The following is an 18,653-nucleotide window of genomic DNA, read 5'->3' on the forward strand; positions in this document are numbered from 1 at the left end:
GAACGGGCGACCGGAAGTGGCTCCCGCGACCATGTCCGCCGCCAGCGATGCGGCCCGCGCTGTTCCCGAGGGCCAGGCGCAGGCGGCGCCCGCGCACGTAAACACAGTGCAGGCGAACACGGGGCAAGCGAACACGGGGCAGCCGAATCCCGTTCAGGCGGTTCCGGCACAGGCCGCGGCTCGGCCGGCCACAGCGGTGCAGCCCGCGTCGACGCAGGGCGCCACTGCGCAGGCTGCTCCAACCCAAGGGACTCCGGGCCAAGCAGCTCGGGAGCAGGCGGCTCCGGCACAGCCTGGCGCCGCGCAAGCCGTCGCTGCGCCTGCCAGCTCAACGACGCCCGCTTCAGCGCAACCCGCCCAGGCGGCGGCTCGCGGCCCGGTGCCTCCCGCCTCATCCGCGCAGCAGGCCCCCATCCAGGCGCAAGCCCCCTCCACCGTCGCCGCACCTGTGCCCCCGGCGCCGGCGGCCGCTTCCCCGGCGGCCCGCGCCAACGCCGCGCCCGTGACGGCTCCGGCTTCCACCGCCGCGACAAGCCCGGCCGCTGGGACCATGCCGACTGAGGGCCCCGCTGCGGCTCCCGTGGCCGCCGCGCCCATCCAGGGGCCGCTGGCTCCCGTGGCGGAGGCGGTCGCCATGCAGATCGCCCAGCCGGGCGGCCTCGGCTCCACCAAGAAGGAGGCGGAGGCACTCTCCGCTTTCTATGGCGCCCGCCAGGGCCTGCCCGTGTTCGTGGACGAGCGTGGGGTGAACGCGCGTGGCGCGGCGGTGCTGGCGCGGCTGCATGCCGCCGCCGAGGATGGCCTTGACCCCGCCGACTATGCCGTTGCCCTTCCGCCGCGCGGCGCCGATGCGGCGGCCCTCGCCCAGGCGGAGCTGCGCCTTGCCGTGGCGGCCCTGACCTATGCCCGCCATGCCCAGTCCGGCCGCTTCGAGCCCAGCCGCATTTCGGACCTGGTGACGCCCAGCCGCGAAATTCCCGATCCCGCAGCCATTCTCGCCACCCTGGCGGAGGCCCGCGACGCCAACGCCACCCTGGCCGCCTTCAACCCGCCCCATACGGGCTACAAGGCACTGAAGGCGCGGCTTGCGGTGGTGGATCGCCCGCGTGACGCCAGCCAGGTCATGATCCCCGCCGGCGGCCTGATGAAGCCGGGCGACAGCGATCCCCGCGTACCGGCCTTGCGCGCGCGCCTGGGGCTTTCCGGCGCGCCGGGAAACCTCAGCTATGACCCCGCCCTCGTGGACGCTGTGAAGGCGTTCCAGGTGAGCGCGCGGCTGAAGCCCACGGGCGTGGTGGGAGCTGGCACGCTGACCGCCCTCAACCGTGCCGTGGTCGCCACCCCCAGCGCCGACATGAAGGCCGAGCTGATCGCCAATATGGAGCGCTGGCGCTGGCTGCCGCGTGATCTGGGCGCCTATTACGTCTGGGTCAACATCCCCGAATACCTTGCCCGCATCCATGAGGGCGACAAGGTGATTCACGAGACGCGCATCGTGGTGGGCAAGAAGGAAACGCCCACGCCCCTGCTCACCCAGGACATGCGCTATGCGGTGGTGAACCCGGCCTGGAACATCCCGCCCTCCATCGCCCGCAAGGAGATGATGCCGTTGCTGCGCTCCGACCCCGACGCACTGTCACGGCGCGGAATCGAGGTGGTGCGCAATGGCTCTGGCGGCTACACCTTCCGCCAGTCGCCCGGCGAGCGGAATGCCCTTGGCCGCATCAAGTTCATGTTCCCGAACGACCACTCGGTGTACCTGCACGACACCCCCTCCAAGTCCCTGTTCTCGCGGGACGAGCGTGCCTTCAGCCACGGCTGCATGCGGGTGCAGGACCCGCTGGAGTTCGGCGAGGTGCTGTTCAATATTGGCCTGCCGGGTGAGAACTGGAGCGCCCAACGCATCGGCAAGATGTTCGGCGGCAAGGAGCGCTATGTCACGCTCAAGCAGCGCATTCCGGTGCACGTCGTCTATTTCACCACGTTCGTGAACGACGCCGGACGCATCGAAACCCGCGACGACATCTACGGCATCAATGCGGAAGTGAAGTCGCGCCTTGGCCTCGACAGCGCACGGCGCCGCCTCGCCGAGGGCAACGCCTCCTCCGCCCGTCGCTGATTCGTGCTGCACAGGCCCATCCGCGCGGCTAGCCCGCGCGGATGGGCCTGCCACCGGCCTTTATTTTTCCAGACACACCCACCGCCCCACCGGGCGGCGGCGCCGCATTTACCGCTATCCGATTGTCAGGGATGCGCTTTCTCCAGCGGTACGCGACTGCTGGAATATCGGACGCAACCGACCAGAGAGCCAAATTGCCGCACTGCGGCAGGCCATTGAATCATCAGCGTTACTTGCCTATGGCTTTTTCGCCACAGCCCCGTGCCAGCTTCCAGCACGTTTTCGCCATACTCCCCCGCTAGTCACGGTTGTGTGAGCGGTCACGAGAGTGTGACCAACTCGTGTGCCATGCGTTGGGGGGAGCGGGTGTCAATTCACCCTTAACCGAACCCGGCAAGACTCCGTTAGCTTCGCGTCGCGGTCATCCGCGGCGTCACTGAAACCAGAGCCTCGGGTTCGCGACATTGGCCAGGAACTTCGCATCGACCGCCGCGTCGATCCTCCCCCGTCCCTTCCGGCGCGGCGCGCGCGTCCTGCGCGCCTCCGCCATCGGTGTGACGCTCCTGGTGTGCGGGTCGACCTCGCTCCAGAACGCCGTCGCCAATGGCGACACCCGCACCCTCACCCTCCATCACACCCATCGCGGAGATACCGGCACCTTCACCTTCAAGAAGGATGGCCGCTACGACCCCGCGGTGCTGGAAAAGATGAACGTGTTCTTGCGCGACTGGCGCAATGACAAGGCCACCAAGATGGACCCCCACCTCTTCGACGTGGTCTGGGAGGTCTATCGGGAAACGGACGCGAGCGCGCCCATCCAGATCGTCAGCGCCTTCCGCTCGCCGGAGACCAACGCCATGCTGCGCTCGCGCAGCCGGGGCGTCGCCAAATTCTCCCAGCACATGCTGGGCAAGGCCATGGACTTCTACATTCCCGGCGTGAAGCTGGTGGACCTGCGCGTGGCCGGCCTGCGGCTCCAGCGCGGCGGCGTGGGCTTTTATCCCACCTCCGGCTCGCCCTTCGTGCACATGGACACCGGCAACGTCCGCCACTGGCCGCGCATGACCCGCGACCAGCTCGCCCGCGTCTTCCCCGATGGCAAGACCGTCCATGTGCCCACCGACGGGCGGCCCATGGCCCATTATGCCGAGGCGCTGGCGGAAATCCGCTCGCGCGGCTCCAATGCGGGCGTCGCCGTCGCTTCCGCCGATTCCGGCAAGGGCATGAAGAATTTCTTCTCCGGCTTCTTCGGCAGGAAGGATGCGGAGGACGAGGAGAACGCGCCTGAAACCGCCGTGGCCGATGCCTCCGGCAGCCGCGACGAGGAGAGCGCGCCCGCCCAGCGTTCCGCCCCCGCGCGCGTAGCCCAGGCGACGCCGCTGCCCGTGGCGCGGCCGGCCGAGGTCGCGGCCGGCGTCATCGCCACCCAGCAGGTGGCCGCCGCCGCGCTGGTCGCCCCCCTGCCCCAGCGCCGGCCCAGCGAGGCGCAGGCGCGCACCCAGATGGCCGCCGCACCCCTGCCCGCCATCATCACCCGCGGCAGCGAAGGCGGCTCGCGCGAGCTTCTCGGCTATGCGGCCACGAGCGATGTGTTTGGCCCCGCACCCCTGGCCGGACGCGGCGCCGCAAGCCTTCAGGCCAGCCCGCAGGCGACGGCCCACGCCACCGGCGCCCGGCGCCCGCGCGATCGCGCCCGCGCGCCCCAGGCCATCGCCTTCGGCCGCCTGTTCCTGTCGCCGAGCCTGTCCACCGAGCTTTATCTGCGGCCGCCGGAGCTTCGGGTCTTCACGTCCTTCATGTCAGCGCCCAATGCGGTGGTGGCCATGGCCTTCTCGCGCGATGCCAGCTTTGGCCTGAAGTCCAGCTTCAGCGGGACCGCCGTGGCCGACGTGCCCACCTTCACCTTCCGCACGCCCGCCTACGCCCTCAACCAGCGCATGTGAGGGCGTGCGCCCGGCGCATGCCCCTGTGGCGGGTAGCGCACTGTCGTCGGGCCAAAGCGTGAGGCATTTCCGGCCGGGGCCATCATTCCGCCCCGCCTCTATCGCCACGCCGGCCCGCCGCGACGGTCCCGCGCCGGGATGCGTGCACGGCGGCACGGACTGGCGTCGCAAGCCAGGATTGGGCAGCCTGAGGATCCGGTGAACGCCACTCGGATGCAAAGCCTCACGGGCCTTTGAGAAGAAAGCTCCCCGGCCGAGAGCAACGCAGCCGCACGAGTACCGTGCGCCCGCCCATACAAAAAAAGCCCGCCCCTGGACAGAGGCGAGCCTTTGGTGGCGAGCTGCTGTTGGAGCGGGCCTTTTGAGATGGGGAACGACCGCAGGACGGGTTCCCGGGCAGCCACCCGGCAGGCCGAAGCCGACCGGCGGCGCACGCTCACATGAAGATGCCGAGCGCCTGGCAGTAGAGCTCGACGATGGCGTCGTGCTCCTTGCGCTCGTCCTCATCCTCCTTGCGGAGCTTCAGGATGGTGCGCAGGGCCTTCACGTCGAAACCGTTCGCCTTCGCTTCGGCGAACACGTCCTTGATGTCGTCGGAAATGGCCTTCTTCTCCTCCTCGAGGCGCTCGATGCGCTCGATGAAGGACTTGAGCTGTTCCTTGGCGAAGCCCGCGGGGGCATCCGACATGTCTTCTTCCGCCACCTGGCAGGTCTCCTCAATCTGATGTGCGACGATAGAGGCCCCCAGCCCGCCCCGCGTCAAGGAACCATCCCCATTATCCACGCGGCAGGGGCACGACCGGCGCCACTGCCTCAAGTTTGCCTCCTTGCTGCCCCGATCGGAGGCGAGAAACACCGGCCGGCCCGCCCTTGACCCCCACATGAGCCCCCTTGGGTCTCCTTGAGCCCCCCATGAGCCCCCCTTGGGCCGCCGGCCATTGACGGATCGCGCGGTGAAAGGCACACAGCCCTCGACATGCTCCGTTGTCCCGCCCCACCGACAGCGCGCAAGCGCATCACTCGGACATCATTTTTTCGCAGCCGGCGCGCGAAGCTGACGGCGCGTCTGGCCCTTGTCTGCGGCCTGGCGCTCGCCCCCAGCCTCGCGCACGCCGACTTCCGCCTGTGCAACCGCACCCAGAGCCGGGTGGGCGTGGCCGTTGGCTACAAGGACGGCGACACCTGGAGCACCGAAGGCTGGTGGAACGTCGCCGCCAACAGCTGCGAAACCCTGCTGCGCGGCGACCTGGTCGCGCGCTTCTACTATCTCTATGCGGTGGATTACGACCAGGGCGGCGAGTGGGCCGGCAAAGCCCATATGTGCACCCGGGAAAAGGAGTTCACCATTCGCGGCGCCGAGGACTGCCTGGCCCGCGGCTTCGAGCGCACCGGCTTCTTCGAGGTGGATACCCAGGAGCAGAAATCCTGGACCGTGCAGCTCACCGAAGGCATGCAGACCCGCACGCCCACGGGCCATGCGCCGCTGCCGCCGCCCCCGCCGCCGAACTTCCGGCCGAAGCCCAACTGAAGCGGCACCCGCCCCGTTAGAGTGTTATCGGTGACATGGACACCGCTCACGGGGGGAGAACGCGTCTCCTCGATCAGCTCGAGCATTTCCCCGACATCCGTAAGGGCGCCTAGATGTCCCGCCCCTCAACGGTCAGCGTCAGCTGTCCTTCGAGCTCCTTGGCGCCATCGAGCCGTGGATTGACCGCCAGCGCCTTGCGGGCGGCTTCCAGCGCGCGCTTGTCGTCGCCAATGTCGTGCAGGATCAAAGCGAGGGCGTAGAGCATGGCGAAATGGCGCGGCTCGCGGGCAATGACCTCGCGGATGTCGGCCAGCGCCGCTCCATAATCGTCGCGCATATAATAGATGGTCGCGCGCTTGGAGAGCGCGCCGATGTCGTCGGGATCGATCTCGATGGCCTGCCCCAGGATCTTCAAGGCGAGATCATATTGCTTGGCCTCGAACGCCACGCTGGCGCGGATCATCAGCAGATCCACGCTGGCGCTGTCGGTGGTGTTGAACAGCTGCTCCAGGCGATCGCCGATGATCTTGGCGCTGCGGTCGTCGGGCGCCACCTTCAGCGCCGCGAACAGGCCTTCAAGCTGGGTGCGCTTGTCTTTCGGGACCTTGCGGGGCGCATGAGGGGCCGCCCCTTCGGGAGAAGGCGCGGCAGCAGCGTCCGGCGCCGGACCGGCCAATCCGCCAGCGGAATCATTGGTGAGAGCGAATGCGGGGGCTACAGCGAGCAGCAGGCCCAGAACGAGCGCCGGCAGCACAGCCAGCCCCACGAGTGTCCTCAACCGCACGCGCAGCCGCACGAAAAGGCGGGGAGAAACGGAAGGCAGCTGAAGGAGGGGCTTGGTTTCTGCGCTCATGGTCTCGGCACTCATGAGGGGAGTGTCGGACGGCGCGCGGTGTTCGTCAACGACGGCGCGGCACCTTGGCCGCGTCCGCCCTTTCACGTTGCGGCGACGAATCGTCGGCGCGCTGGCGCCTCAGCCCTGGCGGGCCTTGTAGCGCTTCTGGGTCTTGTTGATGATGTAGACGCGGCCCTTGCGGCGCACCAGACGGTTGTCCCGGTGACGACCGAGCAGCGACTTGAGGGAATTGCGGATCTTCATGACACTCGCCTTCGGGCCGACCGCGGCGCGCGTGCCGCGCGGCTCGTCGACACTCTCTTGATGGATTGAGCGGGCGTGATAAGCGGCGGCGGCGCCGATGTCAATCCACCGGCCGCCGCGTCTTCGCCTCAGGCCCTGTGGTACGGGTGGCCGGCGAGGATGGTGACCGCGCGATAGAGCTGCTCCGCCAGCATGACCCGCACCAATTGGTGGGGAAAGGTGGCCGCGCCATAGGCCAGCAGCAGCTCGGCCCGGGCGCGCACCGCGTCCGAAAGCCCGTCGGCCCCGCCGATGACAAGGGCGAGCGCAGGCATTCCGCCGTCACGCAGGGCGCCAAGGCGGCGGGAAAAATCCTCGCTGGAGACGTTTTTGCCGCGCGGATCGAGCACCATCAGCCCCGCTCCGGGCGGCACGGCGCCAAGAATCGCCGCCCCCTCCTCCGCCATGCGGTCTTCGGCGCGGCGGGCAGCGGATTCGGAAATCTCCACCATATCCACAGCGGAGAATCCCTGCGCGCGCCCAGCGGCGCGGGCGCGCTCAAGATAACGGGCGACGAGGTCGCGCTCGGCCCCGGCTTTCAGCCGGCCGACACAGACGAGGAGCAGGCGCACGCGCGTTCAGCCTTGAAGCCGCCGCATCCCCATCAGGAACGCGGCGTGCCCGACCACATCTTCTCGATATTGTAGAAGGCGCGCACCTCGGGCTGGAAGACGTGCACGATCACGTCGTTCGCGTCGATCAGCACCCAGTCGCAGGCCGGCTGGCCTTCGACACGCACCTGCTTGATTCCCGCCGCCTTCAGCGCCTCCAGGAGGTGCTCGGCGATGGCGCCCACATGCCGCTGCGAGCGGCCGGAGGCGATCACCATGAAATCGGCGATGGAGGTCTTTCCGCGCAGGTCGATGGAGACGACGTCCTCGGACTTGTCATCTTCCAAGCGGGCCTGGACGAGGGCGAGGATCTCCTCGGGCTGCGGCGGCGCGGGGGAGATCGTGGCCGGCGGCATCATCTGGTCACTCGCCATCTGGTCATTCACCATGGAGCTGGTGACCATGCCGGCCGCCTGGACCGGGGCCTTGTGGGCCGGAGCCATTGTGGACAGGGGTCCATATCCTCTCAAGTTGAAAGCGCCGGGCCATCTGCCACGGGCGCAAGCATTAGAATGTAGGAAAATCAACGAATTTTCAAGGGTCGCCCGCATCAGTCCGTTGCCAACGCGGTCTCCCGGCGGCGCGCGGCGCGGATTCCCGTTGAAGAAACGGGAGATTTCAGCCCGTGCAGGAACAGCCAGGCGGGTGCGGCAAGCCCGGCCAGCGTGCCCGCATCGCTCTCGTCCACCCGCCAGCGCGCCAGCGCCTGGGCAGCCGGAGAGGCCGTGGCGGCAAGGCTTTGGCCCATGCGGTCCACCACCACCATGGGCAGGCGGCCGGCAATGGCCCGCCAGCGCTGCCAGCGGTGGAACTGGGCCAGATTGTCCGCCCCCATGATCCACACGAAATGCACTTTCGGCATACGCCGCGTGAGCGCGGCCACCGTCTCATAGGTGTAGCGCACGCCCAGCGCCGCCTCGCAGCCGGTGACATCGATGCGCGGATGGTTGGCCACCCGCCGCGCGAACGCGATGCGCTCCTCCAGCGTGGGCAATTCGCGATTGTCCTTCAGCGGATTGCCCGGCGTCACCAGCCACCACACCCGGTCCAGCCGCAGCCGCCGCAAGGCGAGCAGGCTCGCCGCGCGATGCGCCTCATGGGCGGGGTTGAAGCTGCCGCCGAACAAGCCGATGCGCAGACCCGGCGTCGCAAACGGAATGCGCCGGGCCTCGCGGGCGCAGGGCAGCCCCCGCTCGCCCCCGGCGCGCGACAGGCACGAACGCCCATCCCCCGCCCCGCCGCTCAGCGCAGGGGCGGAAGGCTGGGGCAGGAGGGCGCTCGCCGAAGCCGGGCTCACGGGCACATTCCGTGGGTCGCGCGGATCAGGGCCGGGTCTGGCCCGAGCCGTGGATGCGATACTTGAAGGAGGTGAGCTGCTCGGCCCCCACCGGCCCGCGTGCATGCATGCGGCCGGTGGCAATGCCGATCTCGGCGCCAAAGCCGAACTCGCCGCCATCGGCGAACTGGGTGGAGGCATTGTGCAGCACGATGGCCGAATCCACCTCCGCCAGGAAGCGATCCGCGGCCGCCTGGTCCTGGGTCACGATGCAGTCCGTGTGGTGGGAGCCGTGCTGCTCGATATGGGCGATGGCGGCATCGAGCCCGTCGACCACCTTCACCGCCAGGATGGCGTCGAGATATTCGGTGTCCCAGTCGCTGGCGGTGGCGGCCTCCACGCGCGGGTCCACCGCCTGCACGGTCTCGTCGCCGCGCACGGCGCAGCCCGCGTCGATGAGCATTTCCACCAGCGGCTTGAGATGGGTGGCCGCCACCGCCCGGTCCACCAGCAGCGTCTCGGCCGCGCCGCAGATGCCGGTGCGGCGCATCTTGGCGTTCAGCACCACGGTCTTGGCCATGTCGAGGTCGGCCGCCTTGTCGATGAAGACGTGCACGATGCCGTCGAGATGGGAGAAGACGGGCACGCGGGCATCGCTCTGCACCCGGGCCACCAGGCTCTTGCCGCCGCGCGGCACGATCACGTCCACCGTCCCGTTCAGGCCGGCCAGCATGTGGCCCACAGCGGCCCGGTCGGGCGTGTTCACGAACTGCACCACGTCCACCGGCAGCCCGGCGGCGGACAGGCCGGCCACGAACGCCTTGTGGATAGCGCCCGAGGAGGCGAGGCTGTCCGAACCGCCCCGCAGGATCACCGCATTGCCCGAGCGCACGCACAGCGCCGCAGCATCGGCCGTCACGTTCGGCCGGCTCTCATAGATGACGCCGATGACGCCGAGGGGGGTGCGCACCCGCTCGATGATCATGCCGTTGGGCCGGGTCCAGCGCTCGGTCACCTTGCCCACGGGATCGGGCAGGCCGGCCACGGATTCGATACCCTCGGCCATGGCCTCCACCCGTTCGGGCGTGAGGGTGAGGCGATCAAGGAACGACCCGGTCATGCCCTCCGCCTTGGCACGGGCCAGGTCAGAGGCGTTGGCAGCCAGGATGTCGGCGCAGGCGGCCCGCACGGCGGCGGCGGCCGCGTTCAAGGCGCGGGTCTTGGTGTCGGCATCGGCCAAAGCGAGGATGCGGGCGGCCGCGCGGGCGCGCTTGCCCATGCCCAGCATGGCGGCTTCCAGCTCGGCCGGCGGCAACGCCTGCTGCGTGGCAGCGGGGGCGATCATGCTGGCGGCAGAGGCGGTGGCCATGGCATCACTCTCTAAAATAAGGGGTTGCGGCCCTTCCAGGGGCCGCCGGGCATTCTGTATCACGTCCGCCGGAGAAATCGACACCCGGAAACCGGCGCCGGTACGAGCGCGACATTAAACATGGCGCCGGCGCTTCCCCGCGCAAGACCGGCGCATGCAACCCAGCTTTGCCCCCAGGGGAGCTATGCCAGGGGCGCTGTGCCAGGGGCGCTGTGCCAGGGGCGCTGTGCCCTCACTCCACCCCCAAGGCCATGTCGTCCCGGTGCACCATCTCCGAGCGGCCGGAGACACCGAGCAACTCCTCGATCTCCGCGGTGGAACGCCCCATGATGCGTTGGGCGGTCTCGGAATCATAGGCGACGAGGCCCCGACCCACTTCCGCCCCATCGGGTCCGCGCAGCAGCACGGCGTCACCCCGGTCGAACACGCCTTCGATGCGCTTCACGCCCGCCGGCAGCAGGCTGGCGCCGCGCCGCAGGGCGGCCACCGCCCCGTCGTCCAGGTGCAGCGTGCCGTGGGGTTCCAGGGCGCCGGCGATCCAACTCTTGCGCGCCCGCACCGGATTGGCGGAGGTGAGGAACCAAGTGCAGCGCCCGCCTTCGCGAATGCGCCGGAGGGGATTTTTCACGTGGCCGGTCGCGATCACCATGTGAGTCCCGGCGGAAGTGGCGATCTTGCCGGCCTCGATCTTGGTGCGCATGCCCCCGCGCGAAAGCTCGGAACCGGCCGCGCCGGCCATGGCCTCGATCTCGGCGGTAATGCGCGGCACCACGGGAATGTGCTGGGCATCCGGATCCTTGGCCGGCGGGGCGGTGTAGAGCCCGTCAATGTCGGAGAGCAGCACCAGCAGGTCCGCGCTCGCCATGGTCGCGACCCGCGCCGCCAGGCGGTCATTGTCGCCGTAGCGGATCTCGGAGGTGGCGACGGTGTCGTTCTCGTTGATGATGGGCACGGCGCGCAGGTCCATCAGCCTGCCCAGGGTGGAACGGGCGTTCAGGTAGCGCCGCCGCTCCTCGGTATCACCCAGGGTCAGCAGCACCTGGCCGGCATTGATGTCCTCGTGAGAGAGCGCCTCCGCCCAGGTGCGGGCCAGGGCGATCTGGCCCACGGCGGCGGCGGCCTGGCTGTCCTCCAGCTTCAGCGGGCCCGGCGGCAGGTGCAGCACCGTGCGCCCCAAGGCGATGGCGCCGGACGACACCACCATCACGTCACAGCCACGGCGGTGCAGGGTGCCGATATCCTCCACCAGGGAGACGAGCCACGGCAGGCGCACCCGGCCCCGGTCGCGGTCCACCAGCAAAGCGGAGCCCACCTTGATGACGATGCGGCGGAAATCGGTGAGGGCGGGCGGCGTGGCGGGGACCAGGGAGGCCATGGATGAAGACCGAAAAGGCGCCGGGGCGGGCGGAAGCATCCGTCGACGGCGGAAGAGAGCCCCGGGGCGAACCCGGAGGCGGGCGCGCCATGCGCCACCGCGACGGCATAGGCCATGCGGTTGGAGGAATTCAAGCCCGCCCCGGCGACGAGCGGGTCCGCGCGGCTTCGGTGCAGCAGCGGCCACCTCCGCCGCCACGACGGGTGACAAGGCGACAGAACCGCCTTGCCCCTGCCCTTTCGCCGGGCACAATCGCCGCCATGCACGCCTGTGCCGATTCGGCCGCCCTCCTCCTCACAAGCATCGGCATCGCCGGCGCCGAGCTTCTGCTCGACCCCTCGGGGGCGGCGTTTTGGGTGGAAGAGCGGCTGCTGGTGGTGGCCGACATGCACCTGGAAAAGGGCTCCGCCTTCGCCCGGCGCGGGCAGATGCTGCCGCCCTTCGACACCCGCGACACCCTCGACCGGCTGGAGCGCCTCGTCGCCCGCCACCAGCCGCGCACGCTCCTCGCCCTCGGCGACAGCCTGCACGACCGCTGGGCCGCCGAACGCCTGGACGATGATGCGCGCATGCGCATCCGCGCCCTTGCGGCAAAGGTGGATCTCGTCTGGATCGCCGGCAATCACGACCCCGCCCCCCACGATCTCGGCGGCACCTGCATCGAGACGCTCGCCCTCGGCCCCCTGCGCTTTCGCCACGAGCCGGAGGCGGAAAGCTGCAACGAGCCGGAGGCGGAAAGGTGCAACGAGCCGGAGGCGGAAAAGTGCCACGAGCCGGAGGCGGGGGAGCGCAACAAGCCGGACGCAGAAAAACGCGACCAGCCGGAGGCGGGGGAATGCAATCTGTCGCAGACGGGGGCGTTCTATGTGCCGCCGGCTGAGACGTGCGGTGCCTCTGAGGCGGGGAGGATGATCCTGCCCCATGCGGCGAGCGACCAGCCGGACATGATGACGGGCGAAGTGTGCGGCCACCTTCATCCGGCGGCGCGGGTGGTGGTGCGGGGACGCAGCCTGCGGCGGCGCTGTTTCGTGTCCGATGGCACGCGCCTGATTCTGCCGGCCTTCGGCGCTTTCACTGGCGGACTGGACGTGACCGCGCCCGCCATAGCCGGGCTGTTTGCCCGCGGCCGGTTCGAGGTGCACCTGCTGGGCGACGGGCGCACCTTCCGCCTGCCCGCCCCCCGCCTCGGCGTCGCGTGACGCCAGCCGCGGTCCGGAGGAAATCCCCCTCCGCCCGCATTCGCCAGCCACCGGCGCAGGCGCCGAAGCCTTCCGCCGCGCTGCCCACTGACCACCACTCTGCAGGCGTCACGGGCGTCCGCGACGCTGGAATCCCGCCGCAGCGGACTTCACATGATGTCCGGGCCGTGGGCCGACGGCGCATGGGCCGGCAGAGCACCGTGTGCAGCCGGCAATTGCGCGCGCCCCTGACGCCTCCCGGCTCCACTCAAGGACCGGGATCGATCGGCATTCCCGAAGGAGATGGCGGGCAAAAGACCCGCTTCCTCCCCTTCTGCGGGTGAAGGAAGCCGCCGGCGTCGGCTCGGCGGCGCGGACGACGGCATGCAAGGCCTGGCGGCGCTCCGAAGCGTTGCCCTCTGCCTCGCTGTGGGGGCCACATTTCCAACGCCTTGCCCCGCCCCGGGCCTTCCGGCAAGCGGCCGAGGAGCCGCGGCATGAGGAATACCGTGATGGCAGGCTACAAACGTCGCCGCGCGGGCTGAATGAGGACCGATTGCAGCTCACGGTAACAGGAGCCGCACAACCCGACCGTCTCCCTCAGGCCGCGTGCGGACAAAGGCGTCGGAAGGGATCGTCGGGTGTGCCACCTTCGCAACCCGTTGGCCTCCGAGGCGGCGGCGGAGCGCACAGCGGCGGCCAGGAAAGAGGTCTCCGGTTGATCCGTCCACCGAAGCCGCCCCACGGGCAACGCGCGCCTCCAGGGGCGCGTTGGAGGGCTCGCAGGCTCCCCGGAAAGTAATACCCCTAGCCTCACGACGATGGTGGACCCTCACGCCCACCGCCAGCGTAAGCCGCGCCCACGGCGCGCCAGTCTGCCGGCCATAGCCCCGGGAGAGCGGGCGATGGGGCGCCTACCCGCGCCGGCGGCGGATGCGCACATAAAGGGCGCCCTCCCCGCCATGGCGCCGGCCTGCCGATTCAAAGCCGAGGACGACGCCGCGCAGATCCGGCTCGGCGAGCCATAGCGGCACGGAGCGTCGCAGCACGCCCCTCCCCTCGCCGAAATGGACACCCGTAAGCCGCTCCGGATCACCCTTGCCGGTAATCACCAGCACCACCGCGTGGCCCAGCGCCTGCGCTTCCAGCAGGAACAGGCGCAGCCGGTGATGGGCGACGGCTTGGGTGAGGCCGTGCAGGTCGATGCGGGCATCCACCTCCGCGCCACGCGTGAGGCGGCGGCGGGCCTTCGGCTCCAGCGGCGCCAGGGGAAGCGTGGGGCTGGCCTTGGCGGCCGCCGGACGCGGCGCCGGATTCGGCGATGGGGCGGAGGGGGGAGCAGGTATGGGCTCGGGCAGCGACGCCGCAGTGGGAGCTTCCCCCTCCGGCTGCGGCTTCAGGGGCTTCACCTCCCGCACCACATGGGCCCAGAGCGCCCGCTCCTCCGCGCTCAGCAGCCGGCGACGGCCGCGACGGCTCATGCCACCCGCGCCTTCATGGTACCCGCGCCCGCGACGCCTTGACGGCCGGGAAGGCCACGGCCAGGGCCTCCGGGCCGGAGAAGCGCGGCACCAGCAGGGTGAAGCGCCCGCGATGGCGGATGCGCCCCGCCACCGAGCCGGCATTGGCACCCGTGCCAAAGAACAGGTCCGCCCGGCCGGGCCCGACGATGGCCGAGCCGGTATCCTGCGCGATCATCAGCCTCTGGAACGGATCGGCTCGCCGCGGGGCAGACAGAGGCAGCACCGCTTCCACGAACACCGGCGAACCATAGGTGTAAAGCTTGCGGTCCACCGCGAGGGAGCGTTCGCTCGTCAGGGGAACGCCCTGCGCGCCCATGACACCGTCATTGTCGGTCAGGGGCAACGCCTTGAAGAAGACGAAGGAATGGTTCTCGCGCCGCAGCTCGCGACCGGCCTCCGGATTCTGCTCCATGAAGGCGCGGATCCGATCCATGGACATCTCGTCCCGCGGCACCAGCCCCCGCTCGATCAGAAGCTTGCCCACGGGCGTATAGGAGCGCCCGTTATAGCCGTCATAATTCAGGCGCAGCACGCGCCCGTCCCGCAGGCGCACGCGGGCCGAGCCCTGGATCTGCATGAAGAACAGGTCCACCGGATCCTTGAGATAGGCGATCTCCAGCCCCCGCCCCTTCAGGGCGCCATCCTCGATCTCGGCCCGGTCGTAATAGGGCACCTCGCGCCCGTTCTCCATCCGCACCGCGCCTCCGCCATTGGCGGCGACGCCGACGCGCATGACGAGATCCGAGGGACGCGCATAAATGGGGATGTCGAAGCCGTCGCCGGGAACCAGGGAACCTTCCACCTCGGGCTCGTAATAGCCGGTGAAGAAGGCGTCGGGATGCCGCTCGGGCACCACCCGGTAAGGGCGGAAATTGAGCTCGAAGAACAGCCGCGCCACGGCATTGGAGGGCTCACCGGTGGCCAGGGAATCGGCTGCGGCGCAGGCCCGCAGGAGCCCTTCGCGCAGCGTGTCCGCCGAACTCGCCCCGCTGTCGCTGGAAGGCTGCCTCAGCGCCTCGCAGCTGGCGCGAAAAACCCTGAAGGCGGCCGCGTGGTCATCCTCCCGCCAGCCCGTCAGCTCCGGGAACGACACCGGCATGAGCCGCGCACCCGCAATCTCCGGCGCCGTCATCGGCTCCATCCCCCAGGAGGACACCTCGCAGGCGGCCACCCGCCGCGAGCCTTCCCCCGGCGCGGTGCCGATCAGCGTCCGCGCGCCGCTCTCCGCTCGCACGGGGGCCGCAGAGGCCAGCACCAGCCCCATGAGGACCAGCCCCATGAGCACCACCCCCGTGAGGACCAGGGCCCAGGTCATCGTCCTCGGGCGCGGCGCGCCGGGACGCGCCTTGCCGCCGTGCTCGCCGAATGCCACCACGATACCAGCCTCACTCCGCCGCTTCGGTGGCCACGAGCTTCCAGTTGGGATTGCGTGAGCCGAGGTCGCGGGCGAAGGTCCACACATCGGTCACATCCGCCACGGTCTCAGGGTCTCCATCGACCACGGCGCCGTCGCGCCCCCGCGTCGCGGTGATGAGCTGGGACACGAAGCGCACCGTGAGGCTCGCCGTCGACCCCTGCACCACCGCCTGCACCAGATCGGCCCGCGAAATGGCCACGAAACGCGATTCCATGGTTTCGCCGCGGCTCTCCCGGTCGGCGATGGAAGCGGCGAATTCGTCGTAGACCTCCTTGGACAGGAGATCCTTCAGGCTGCGCCGGTCGCCATTGGCGAAGGCGGTCACGATCATCTCATAGGCGGCCTTGGCGCCGGTGAGGAAGTGCTTGGCGTCGAAATCAGGTTCCCGGCGCGCGACCTCGTCCAGTGCCGCGGCCTGGGGGCTGCCCTCGGCGGCGACGCCGTCCCAGCGATATTTCGGCGGCTCGTCGGCGTCCGCGTCCGTGTCGACGGGCTGCGGCATGCCGGGATTCGCGGTATTGCGCTCGGGCAGCTGCACCACATTGTCGGGCGCCGGCTGGGGCGGGCGAGCGGTGTCGCGGGAATAGGGATCATAAGGCGGCCGCTCGCGCCCCGTGCGCTGACCCAGCACGCTGCGCAGCCGTATGAAGATGAATACGGCCAGAGCCAGGAAGATGATCGTGTAGATATCGATCACTGCGTTTCGCCATGCCTGCGGCGTACCGGCCATTGCCGACACGCCTGGTTTAGCCCGATCTCGAAGCCCGCGCGCCGGATGCCGCCGCACCGCATGCGCTGCCTCGCCGCTTTATGTACGCTGCACCGCCCGTCACGCCACCCCCCATCGGTCGATGGCGCACATATTTGCTGCACCTTACGGCAGGCGGGGCAGCCGCGCCACCTTACAGCACGGGGGGATGGAACTCCGGCGGTGCCGGTGTCCGGGTCCTTCTCGCGAAGATTGAAGGCGGAAAAGAGACGGGCCGGCGCTAGGGGCGGCGGAATTCTCCACACGCGGCGTTCCCGGCGAAAAGAAATTGAGCCGGCGCATCTTCTCCACAGGCTGTGCTGCCCACTTTTCCGGAAAATGCTCTAGATTGCGCGCCCCTCTTTCTTCCACCCCAGCCGGATCGCGCCCATGGCCCCCAACGTCCTCATCGCAGACATCGGCGGCACCACAACCCGCATCGCCCGCAGCGGCGCGGATGGCGTGCCCTTCGACGTGCGGGTGGAGACGAATGATTCCTATGTCTCCGCCGAGGAGCTGATCGGCGCCTATCTGGACGACCTCACCGGCGAGGCGCCCCGGGCGGCGGTGCTGGCGGTGGCCGGGCCGGTGGAGGGCGACGACATCCGCCTCACCAATCGCGACTGGCACTTTTCCCGCTCGGCCTTGGGCGCGGCCTTCGACCTCAAGCGGGTGGAGGTCATCAATGATTTCGCCGCCTTCGCCCATGGCGTGCCGCAGCTTGGCCGCGAGGATCTGCTCGCGGTCGGCGTGGGGCGCGCCGCGGCCGGGCGCCCGCGACTGGTGTGCGGGCCCGGCACCGGCTTCGGCACGGCGCTGATTCTCACCCGCGAGAGCGGCTATGACGTGCTGCCCAGCGAGGCCGGCCACATGCGCTTCGGCGCCGTGGCCACGGACGAGGCCCGCATTATCGCCCACATGGTGCGGGACCTGGGCCCGGTGGTGGTGGAGCATGTCCTGTCCGGTAGCGGTCTGGTGCGGATGCACCGCATCCTCACCGGCGAGCAGCTCTCCTCCCACGCCATCATCAAGGCGGCGGCGAACGGGCAGCAGAGCGAAAAGGAAAGCTGCGCCGTGTTCCTGCGGGTGCTCGGCCGGGTGCTGGGGGACCTCACCTTGGCCTTTGAGGCGCTGGGCGGGGTGTATGTGGGCGGCGGGCTCGGCCGCGCCTTGGCGCCGCTGTTCACCGAAAGCCCCTTCCGCGCTGCCTTCGAGGATCACCCGCCCTATGGCGAGCGCCTCGCCCAGGTGCCGGTTCATGTGGTGACCCATGCCGCGCCTGGCCTACTGGGCACGGCGCGCCTGGGCCGCCGGCTGCTCCAGGAAGATTGACCGCCGCGCGACGGCCGCCCTTCAGAACCGGTAGAGCGCGCTCAGCACCAGTCCGTTTTCCTGCGGAGCTTTGCGGGCCAGCCAGGTGCTCACCACCGCGGCCTGAAGGGTCATGGCCTGGCTCCAGTCATAGGCCACGCCGAGCTGCAGCTTGTAATACTCATAGGAGACATCGAAATAGGGCCCCTCTCCCGCCCCCTCGGAGAGCACGTTGAAGGACTGCACCAGCCCCTGCCAGCGCTCCGCGAAGCGCACGCCCAGGGTGAGGTCCGCATGCAGCTCGTCGGGCGGATCGCCGAAGCGCATGCGTTGGGCCAGCTGCAGGTCCACATAGGCCGGCATGTCCCACAGGGTGAACGAGAAGCCCGCCAGCAGCCGCAGGTCCAGCTCCCCATCCTCATATCCCACCGCGGCCGCGCTGGAGGAATCGCCGGTGCCGGACAGGCGCCCGACCACCTGGGCGGAAACCACAAGCCCGTGCTCTCGCCCCTGCTCCTGCCACAGGCGCACCCGCACCCCGGCATCCGTGTAGCCGAGGCCCGAATAGGAGGCGGGGTCAGGGTCCCCAAGGTTCACCGACAGATATTGGGGCGCGACAATCAGCGTCAGCCAATCGGCGATGCCGTATTCAAAGACGAGCGTCACCTCCACCTTGTCATAGGGGCGGCTGTCATAAAGGCGGGAGGAGGGACCGAACTCGGAGGACGACGACACGGCGGAGCTCTGCAGGATCACCTGGCCCGAGCCGGCCGCGAACGTCCAGGCCCCCGCCCGCGCCTCGCTGGGCGCAAGGCCCAATCCCGCCGCCACAAGGCAGGCGATTGCTGTCGATGAAATTACTCTTATTGGTTGAGACGGGGAGGAGGGCGAGCGATCATGCGAACGCCCCGCCGCTCGCAGGCCTGGACCACTGCCCCTGCCCTGCCCCTGCTCCATGCCCGATTGTCCCGGCCTTCCTGCAACTATAGCGGAAGTTGCCCGGCGCCTGTCAGCGGCAATACGTCTCCATGGCACCTGACCTAGAGTGACCTTGCGTAAATTTCATCTTCCATCGTCTTGCCGCCCTATGCGGAACCAACCATATTGACGCACGAAC

At 69.4% G+C, this 18,653-nt stretch carries 17 protein-coding genes; 5 read left to right on the forward strand and 12 right to left on the reverse strand.

Annotated elements, in window-relative coordinates:
* Nucleotides 1-550 precede the first annotated feature (550 nt).
* Complete coding sequence (locus L0966_RS06680; RefSeq protein WP_234051082.1) at nucleotides 551-2,119, forward strand: murein L,D-transpeptidase; 1,569 nt, start codon at nucleotides 551-553, stop codon at nucleotides 2,117-2,119.
* A 464-nt stretch (nucleotides 2,120-2,583) separates the two neighbouring features.
* A complete protein-coding gene (locus tag L0966_RS06685; protein WP_234051083.1) occupies nucleotides 2,584-4,062 on the forward strand; it encodes a DUF882 domain-containing protein in 1,479 nt (492 codons plus the stop codon).
* Between the two features lie 436 nt (nucleotides 4,063-4,498).
* Here L0966_RS06685 and L0966_RS06690 read toward each other — a convergent pair whose 3' ends face one another.
* Entirely contained in the window at nucleotides 4,499-4,750 is a 252-nt protein-coding gene (locus L0966_RS06690; RefSeq protein WP_234051084.1) for a DUF2312 domain-containing protein, read from the reverse strand.
* A 288-nt stretch (nucleotides 4,751-5,038) separates the two neighbouring features.
* On the opposite strand from L0966_RS06690, the gene L0966_RS06695 reads away from it, so the two are divergent.
* Nucleotides 5,039-5,590: a DUF1036 domain-containing protein gene (locus L0966_RS06695; RefSeq protein WP_234051085.1), complete on the forward strand. Its 552-nt coding sequence runs from the start codon at nucleotides 5,039-5,041 to the stop codon at nucleotides 5,588-5,590.
* A gap of 109 nt (nucleotides 5,591-5,699) precedes the next feature.
* On the opposite strand, the gene L0966_RS06700 is transcribed toward L0966_RS06695, so the two are convergent.
* From L0966_RS06700 to proB, 7 genes are all read right to left on the reverse strand, one after another.
* On the reverse strand, nucleotides 5,700-6,443 hold the full coding sequence (locus L0966_RS06700) for a tetratricopeptide repeat protein (RefSeq protein ID WP_234051086.1): 744 nt from the start codon (nucleotides 6,441-6,443) through the stop codon (nucleotides 5,700-5,702).
* A 120-nt stretch (nucleotides 6,444-6,563) separates the two neighbouring features.
* Complete coding sequence (ykgO, locus tag L0966_RS06705) at nucleotides 6,564-6,689, reverse strand: type B 50S ribosomal protein L36 (protein WP_012114086.1); 126 nt, start codon at nucleotides 6,687-6,689, stop codon at nucleotides 6,564-6,566.
* 128 nt (nucleotides 6,690-6,817) lie between these two features.
* Complete coding sequence (gene rlmH, locus L0966_RS06710) at nucleotides 6,818-7,300, reverse strand: 23S rRNA (pseudouridine(1915)-N(3))-methyltransferase RlmH (RefSeq protein ID WP_234051087.1); 483 nt, start codon at nucleotides 7,298-7,300, stop codon at nucleotides 6,818-6,820.
* A 32-nt stretch (nucleotides 7,301-7,332) separates the two neighbouring features.
* Nucleotides 7,333-7,698, reverse strand: a complete 366-nt coding sequence (gene rsfS, locus L0966_RS06715; RefSeq protein ID WP_370640667.1) for a ribosome silencing factor — start codon at nucleotides 7,696-7,698, stop codon at nucleotides 7,333-7,335.
* Nucleotides 7,699-7,889: 191 nt separating this feature from the next.
* Nucleotides 7,890-8,525 carry a nicotinate-nucleotide adenylyltransferase gene (locus L0966_RS06720; protein WP_234051311.1) on the reverse strand — a complete coding sequence of 212 codons (636 nt, stop codon included), beginning with the start codon at nucleotides 8,523-8,525 and terminating at the stop codon, nucleotides 7,890-7,892.
* Nucleotides 8,526-8,661: 136 nt separating this feature from the next.
* Nucleotides 8,662-9,960 carry a glutamate-5-semialdehyde dehydrogenase gene (locus L0966_RS06725; protein WP_234051312.1) on the reverse strand — a complete coding sequence of 433 codons (1,299 nt, stop codon included), beginning with the start codon at nucleotides 9,958-9,960 and terminating at the stop codon, nucleotides 8,662-8,664.
* A 256-nt stretch (nucleotides 9,961-10,216) separates the two neighbouring features.
* The gene (proB, locus tag L0966_RS06730; protein WP_234051088.1) at nucleotides 10,217-11,359 is read right to left on the reverse strand and encodes a glutamate 5-kinase; all 1,143 of its coding nucleotides are present in this window, start codon (nucleotides 11,357-11,359) and stop codon (nucleotides 10,217-10,219) included.
* A 260-nt stretch (nucleotides 11,360-11,619) separates the two neighbouring features.
* On the opposite strand from proB, the gene pdeM reads away from it, so the two are divergent.
* Nucleotides 11,620-12,558: a ligase-associated DNA damage response endonuclease PdeM gene (gene pdeM, locus L0966_RS06735; protein ID WP_234051089.1), complete on the forward strand. Its 939-nt coding sequence runs from the start codon at nucleotides 11,620-11,622 to the stop codon at nucleotides 12,556-12,558.
* Nucleotides 12,559-13,451: 893 nt separating this feature from the next.
* Here pdeM and L0966_RS06740 read toward each other — a convergent pair.
* From L0966_RS06740 to L0966_RS06750, 3 genes are read right to left on the reverse strand one after another with little or no spacing between them, the layout of a single operon-like run.
* Nucleotides 13,452-14,018: a Smr/MutS family protein gene (locus tag L0966_RS06740; RefSeq protein WP_234051090.1), complete on the reverse strand. Its 567-nt coding sequence runs from the start codon at nucleotides 14,016-14,018 to the stop codon at nucleotides 13,452-13,454.
* A 13-nt stretch (nucleotides 14,019-14,031) separates the two neighbouring features.
* Entirely contained in the window at nucleotides 14,032-15,435 is a 1,404-nt protein-coding gene (locus tag L0966_RS06745) for a murein transglycosylase A (RefSeq protein ID WP_234051091.1), read from the reverse strand.
* A 10-nt stretch (nucleotides 15,436-15,445) separates the two neighbouring features.
* The gene (locus L0966_RS06750; RefSeq protein WP_234051313.1) at nucleotides 15,446-16,171 is read right to left on the reverse strand and encodes a Tim44/TimA family putative adaptor protein; all 726 of its coding nucleotides are present in this window, start codon (nucleotides 16,169-16,171) and stop codon (nucleotides 15,446-15,448) included.
* Between the two features lie 444 nt (nucleotides 16,172-16,615).
* On the opposite strand from L0966_RS06750, the gene L0966_RS06755 reads away from it, so the two are divergent.
* Nucleotides 16,616-17,557 carry a glucokinase gene (locus tag L0966_RS06755; RefSeq protein WP_234051092.1) on the forward strand — a complete coding sequence of 314 codons (942 nt, stop codon included), beginning with the start codon at nucleotides 16,616-16,618 and terminating at the stop codon, nucleotides 17,555-17,557.
* Between the two features lie 21 nt (nucleotides 17,558-17,578).
* On the opposite strand, the gene L0966_RS06760 is transcribed toward L0966_RS06755, so the two are convergent.
* Entirely contained in the window at nucleotides 17,579-18,355 is a 777-nt protein-coding gene (locus L0966_RS06760; protein WP_234051093.1) for a hypothetical protein, read from the reverse strand.
* Nucleotides 18,356-18,653 lie beyond the last annotated feature (298 nt).

The sequence above is a fragment of the Xanthobacter sp. NM-59 genome (genome assembly GCF_021401125.1).
Lineage (GTDB): Bacteria > Pseudomonadota > Alphaproteobacteria > Rhizobiales > Xanthobacteraceae > Xanthobacter.

Excerpts from the sequence above, each read along its gene's own strand:
- L0966_RS06680 (WP_234051082.1), top strand. The coding sequence starts at position 551 with ATGCCGACTGAGGGCCCCGCTGCGGCTCCCGTGGCCGCCGCGCCCATC.
- L0966_RS06690 (WP_234051084.1), bottom strand. The coding sequence starts at position 4,750 with ATGTCGGATGCCCCCGCGGGCTTCGCCAAGGAACAGCTCAAGTCCTTC.
- L0966_RS06695 (WP_234051085.1), top strand. The coding sequence starts at position 5,039 with ATGCTCCGTTGTCCCGCCCCACCGACAGCGCGCAAGCGCATCACTCGG.
- L0966_RS06700 (WP_234051086.1), bottom strand. The coding sequence starts at position 6,443 with ATGAGCGCAGAAACCAAGCCCCTCCTTCAGCTGCCTTCCGTTTCTCCC.
- ykgO (WP_012114086.1), bottom strand. The coding sequence starts at position 6,689 with ATGAAGATCCGCAATTCCCTCAAGTCGCTGCTCGGTCGTCACCGGGAC.
- rsfS (WP_370640667.1), bottom strand. The coding sequence starts at position 7,698 with ATGATGCCGCCGGCCACGATCTCCCCCGCGCCGCCGCAGCCCGAGGAG.
- L0966_RS06725 (WP_234051312.1), bottom strand. The coding sequence starts at position 9,960 with ATGATCGCCCCCGCTGCCACGCAGCAGGCGTTGCCGCCGGCCGAGCTG.
- proB (WP_234051088.1), bottom strand. The coding sequence starts at position 11,359 with ATGGCCTCCCTGGTCCCCGCCACGCCGCCCGCCCTCACCGATTTCCGC.
- pdeM (WP_234051089.1), top strand. The coding sequence starts at position 11,620 with ATGCACGCCTGTGCCGATTCGGCCGCCCTCCTCCTCACAAGCATCGGC.
- L0966_RS06740 (WP_234051090.1), bottom strand. The coding sequence starts at position 14,018 with ATGAGCCGTCGCGGCCGTCGCCGGCTGCTGAGCGCGGAGGAGCGGGCG.
- L0966_RS06755 (WP_234051092.1), top strand. The coding sequence starts at position 16,616 with ATGGCCCCCAACGTCCTCATCGCAGACATCGGCGGCACCACAACCCGC.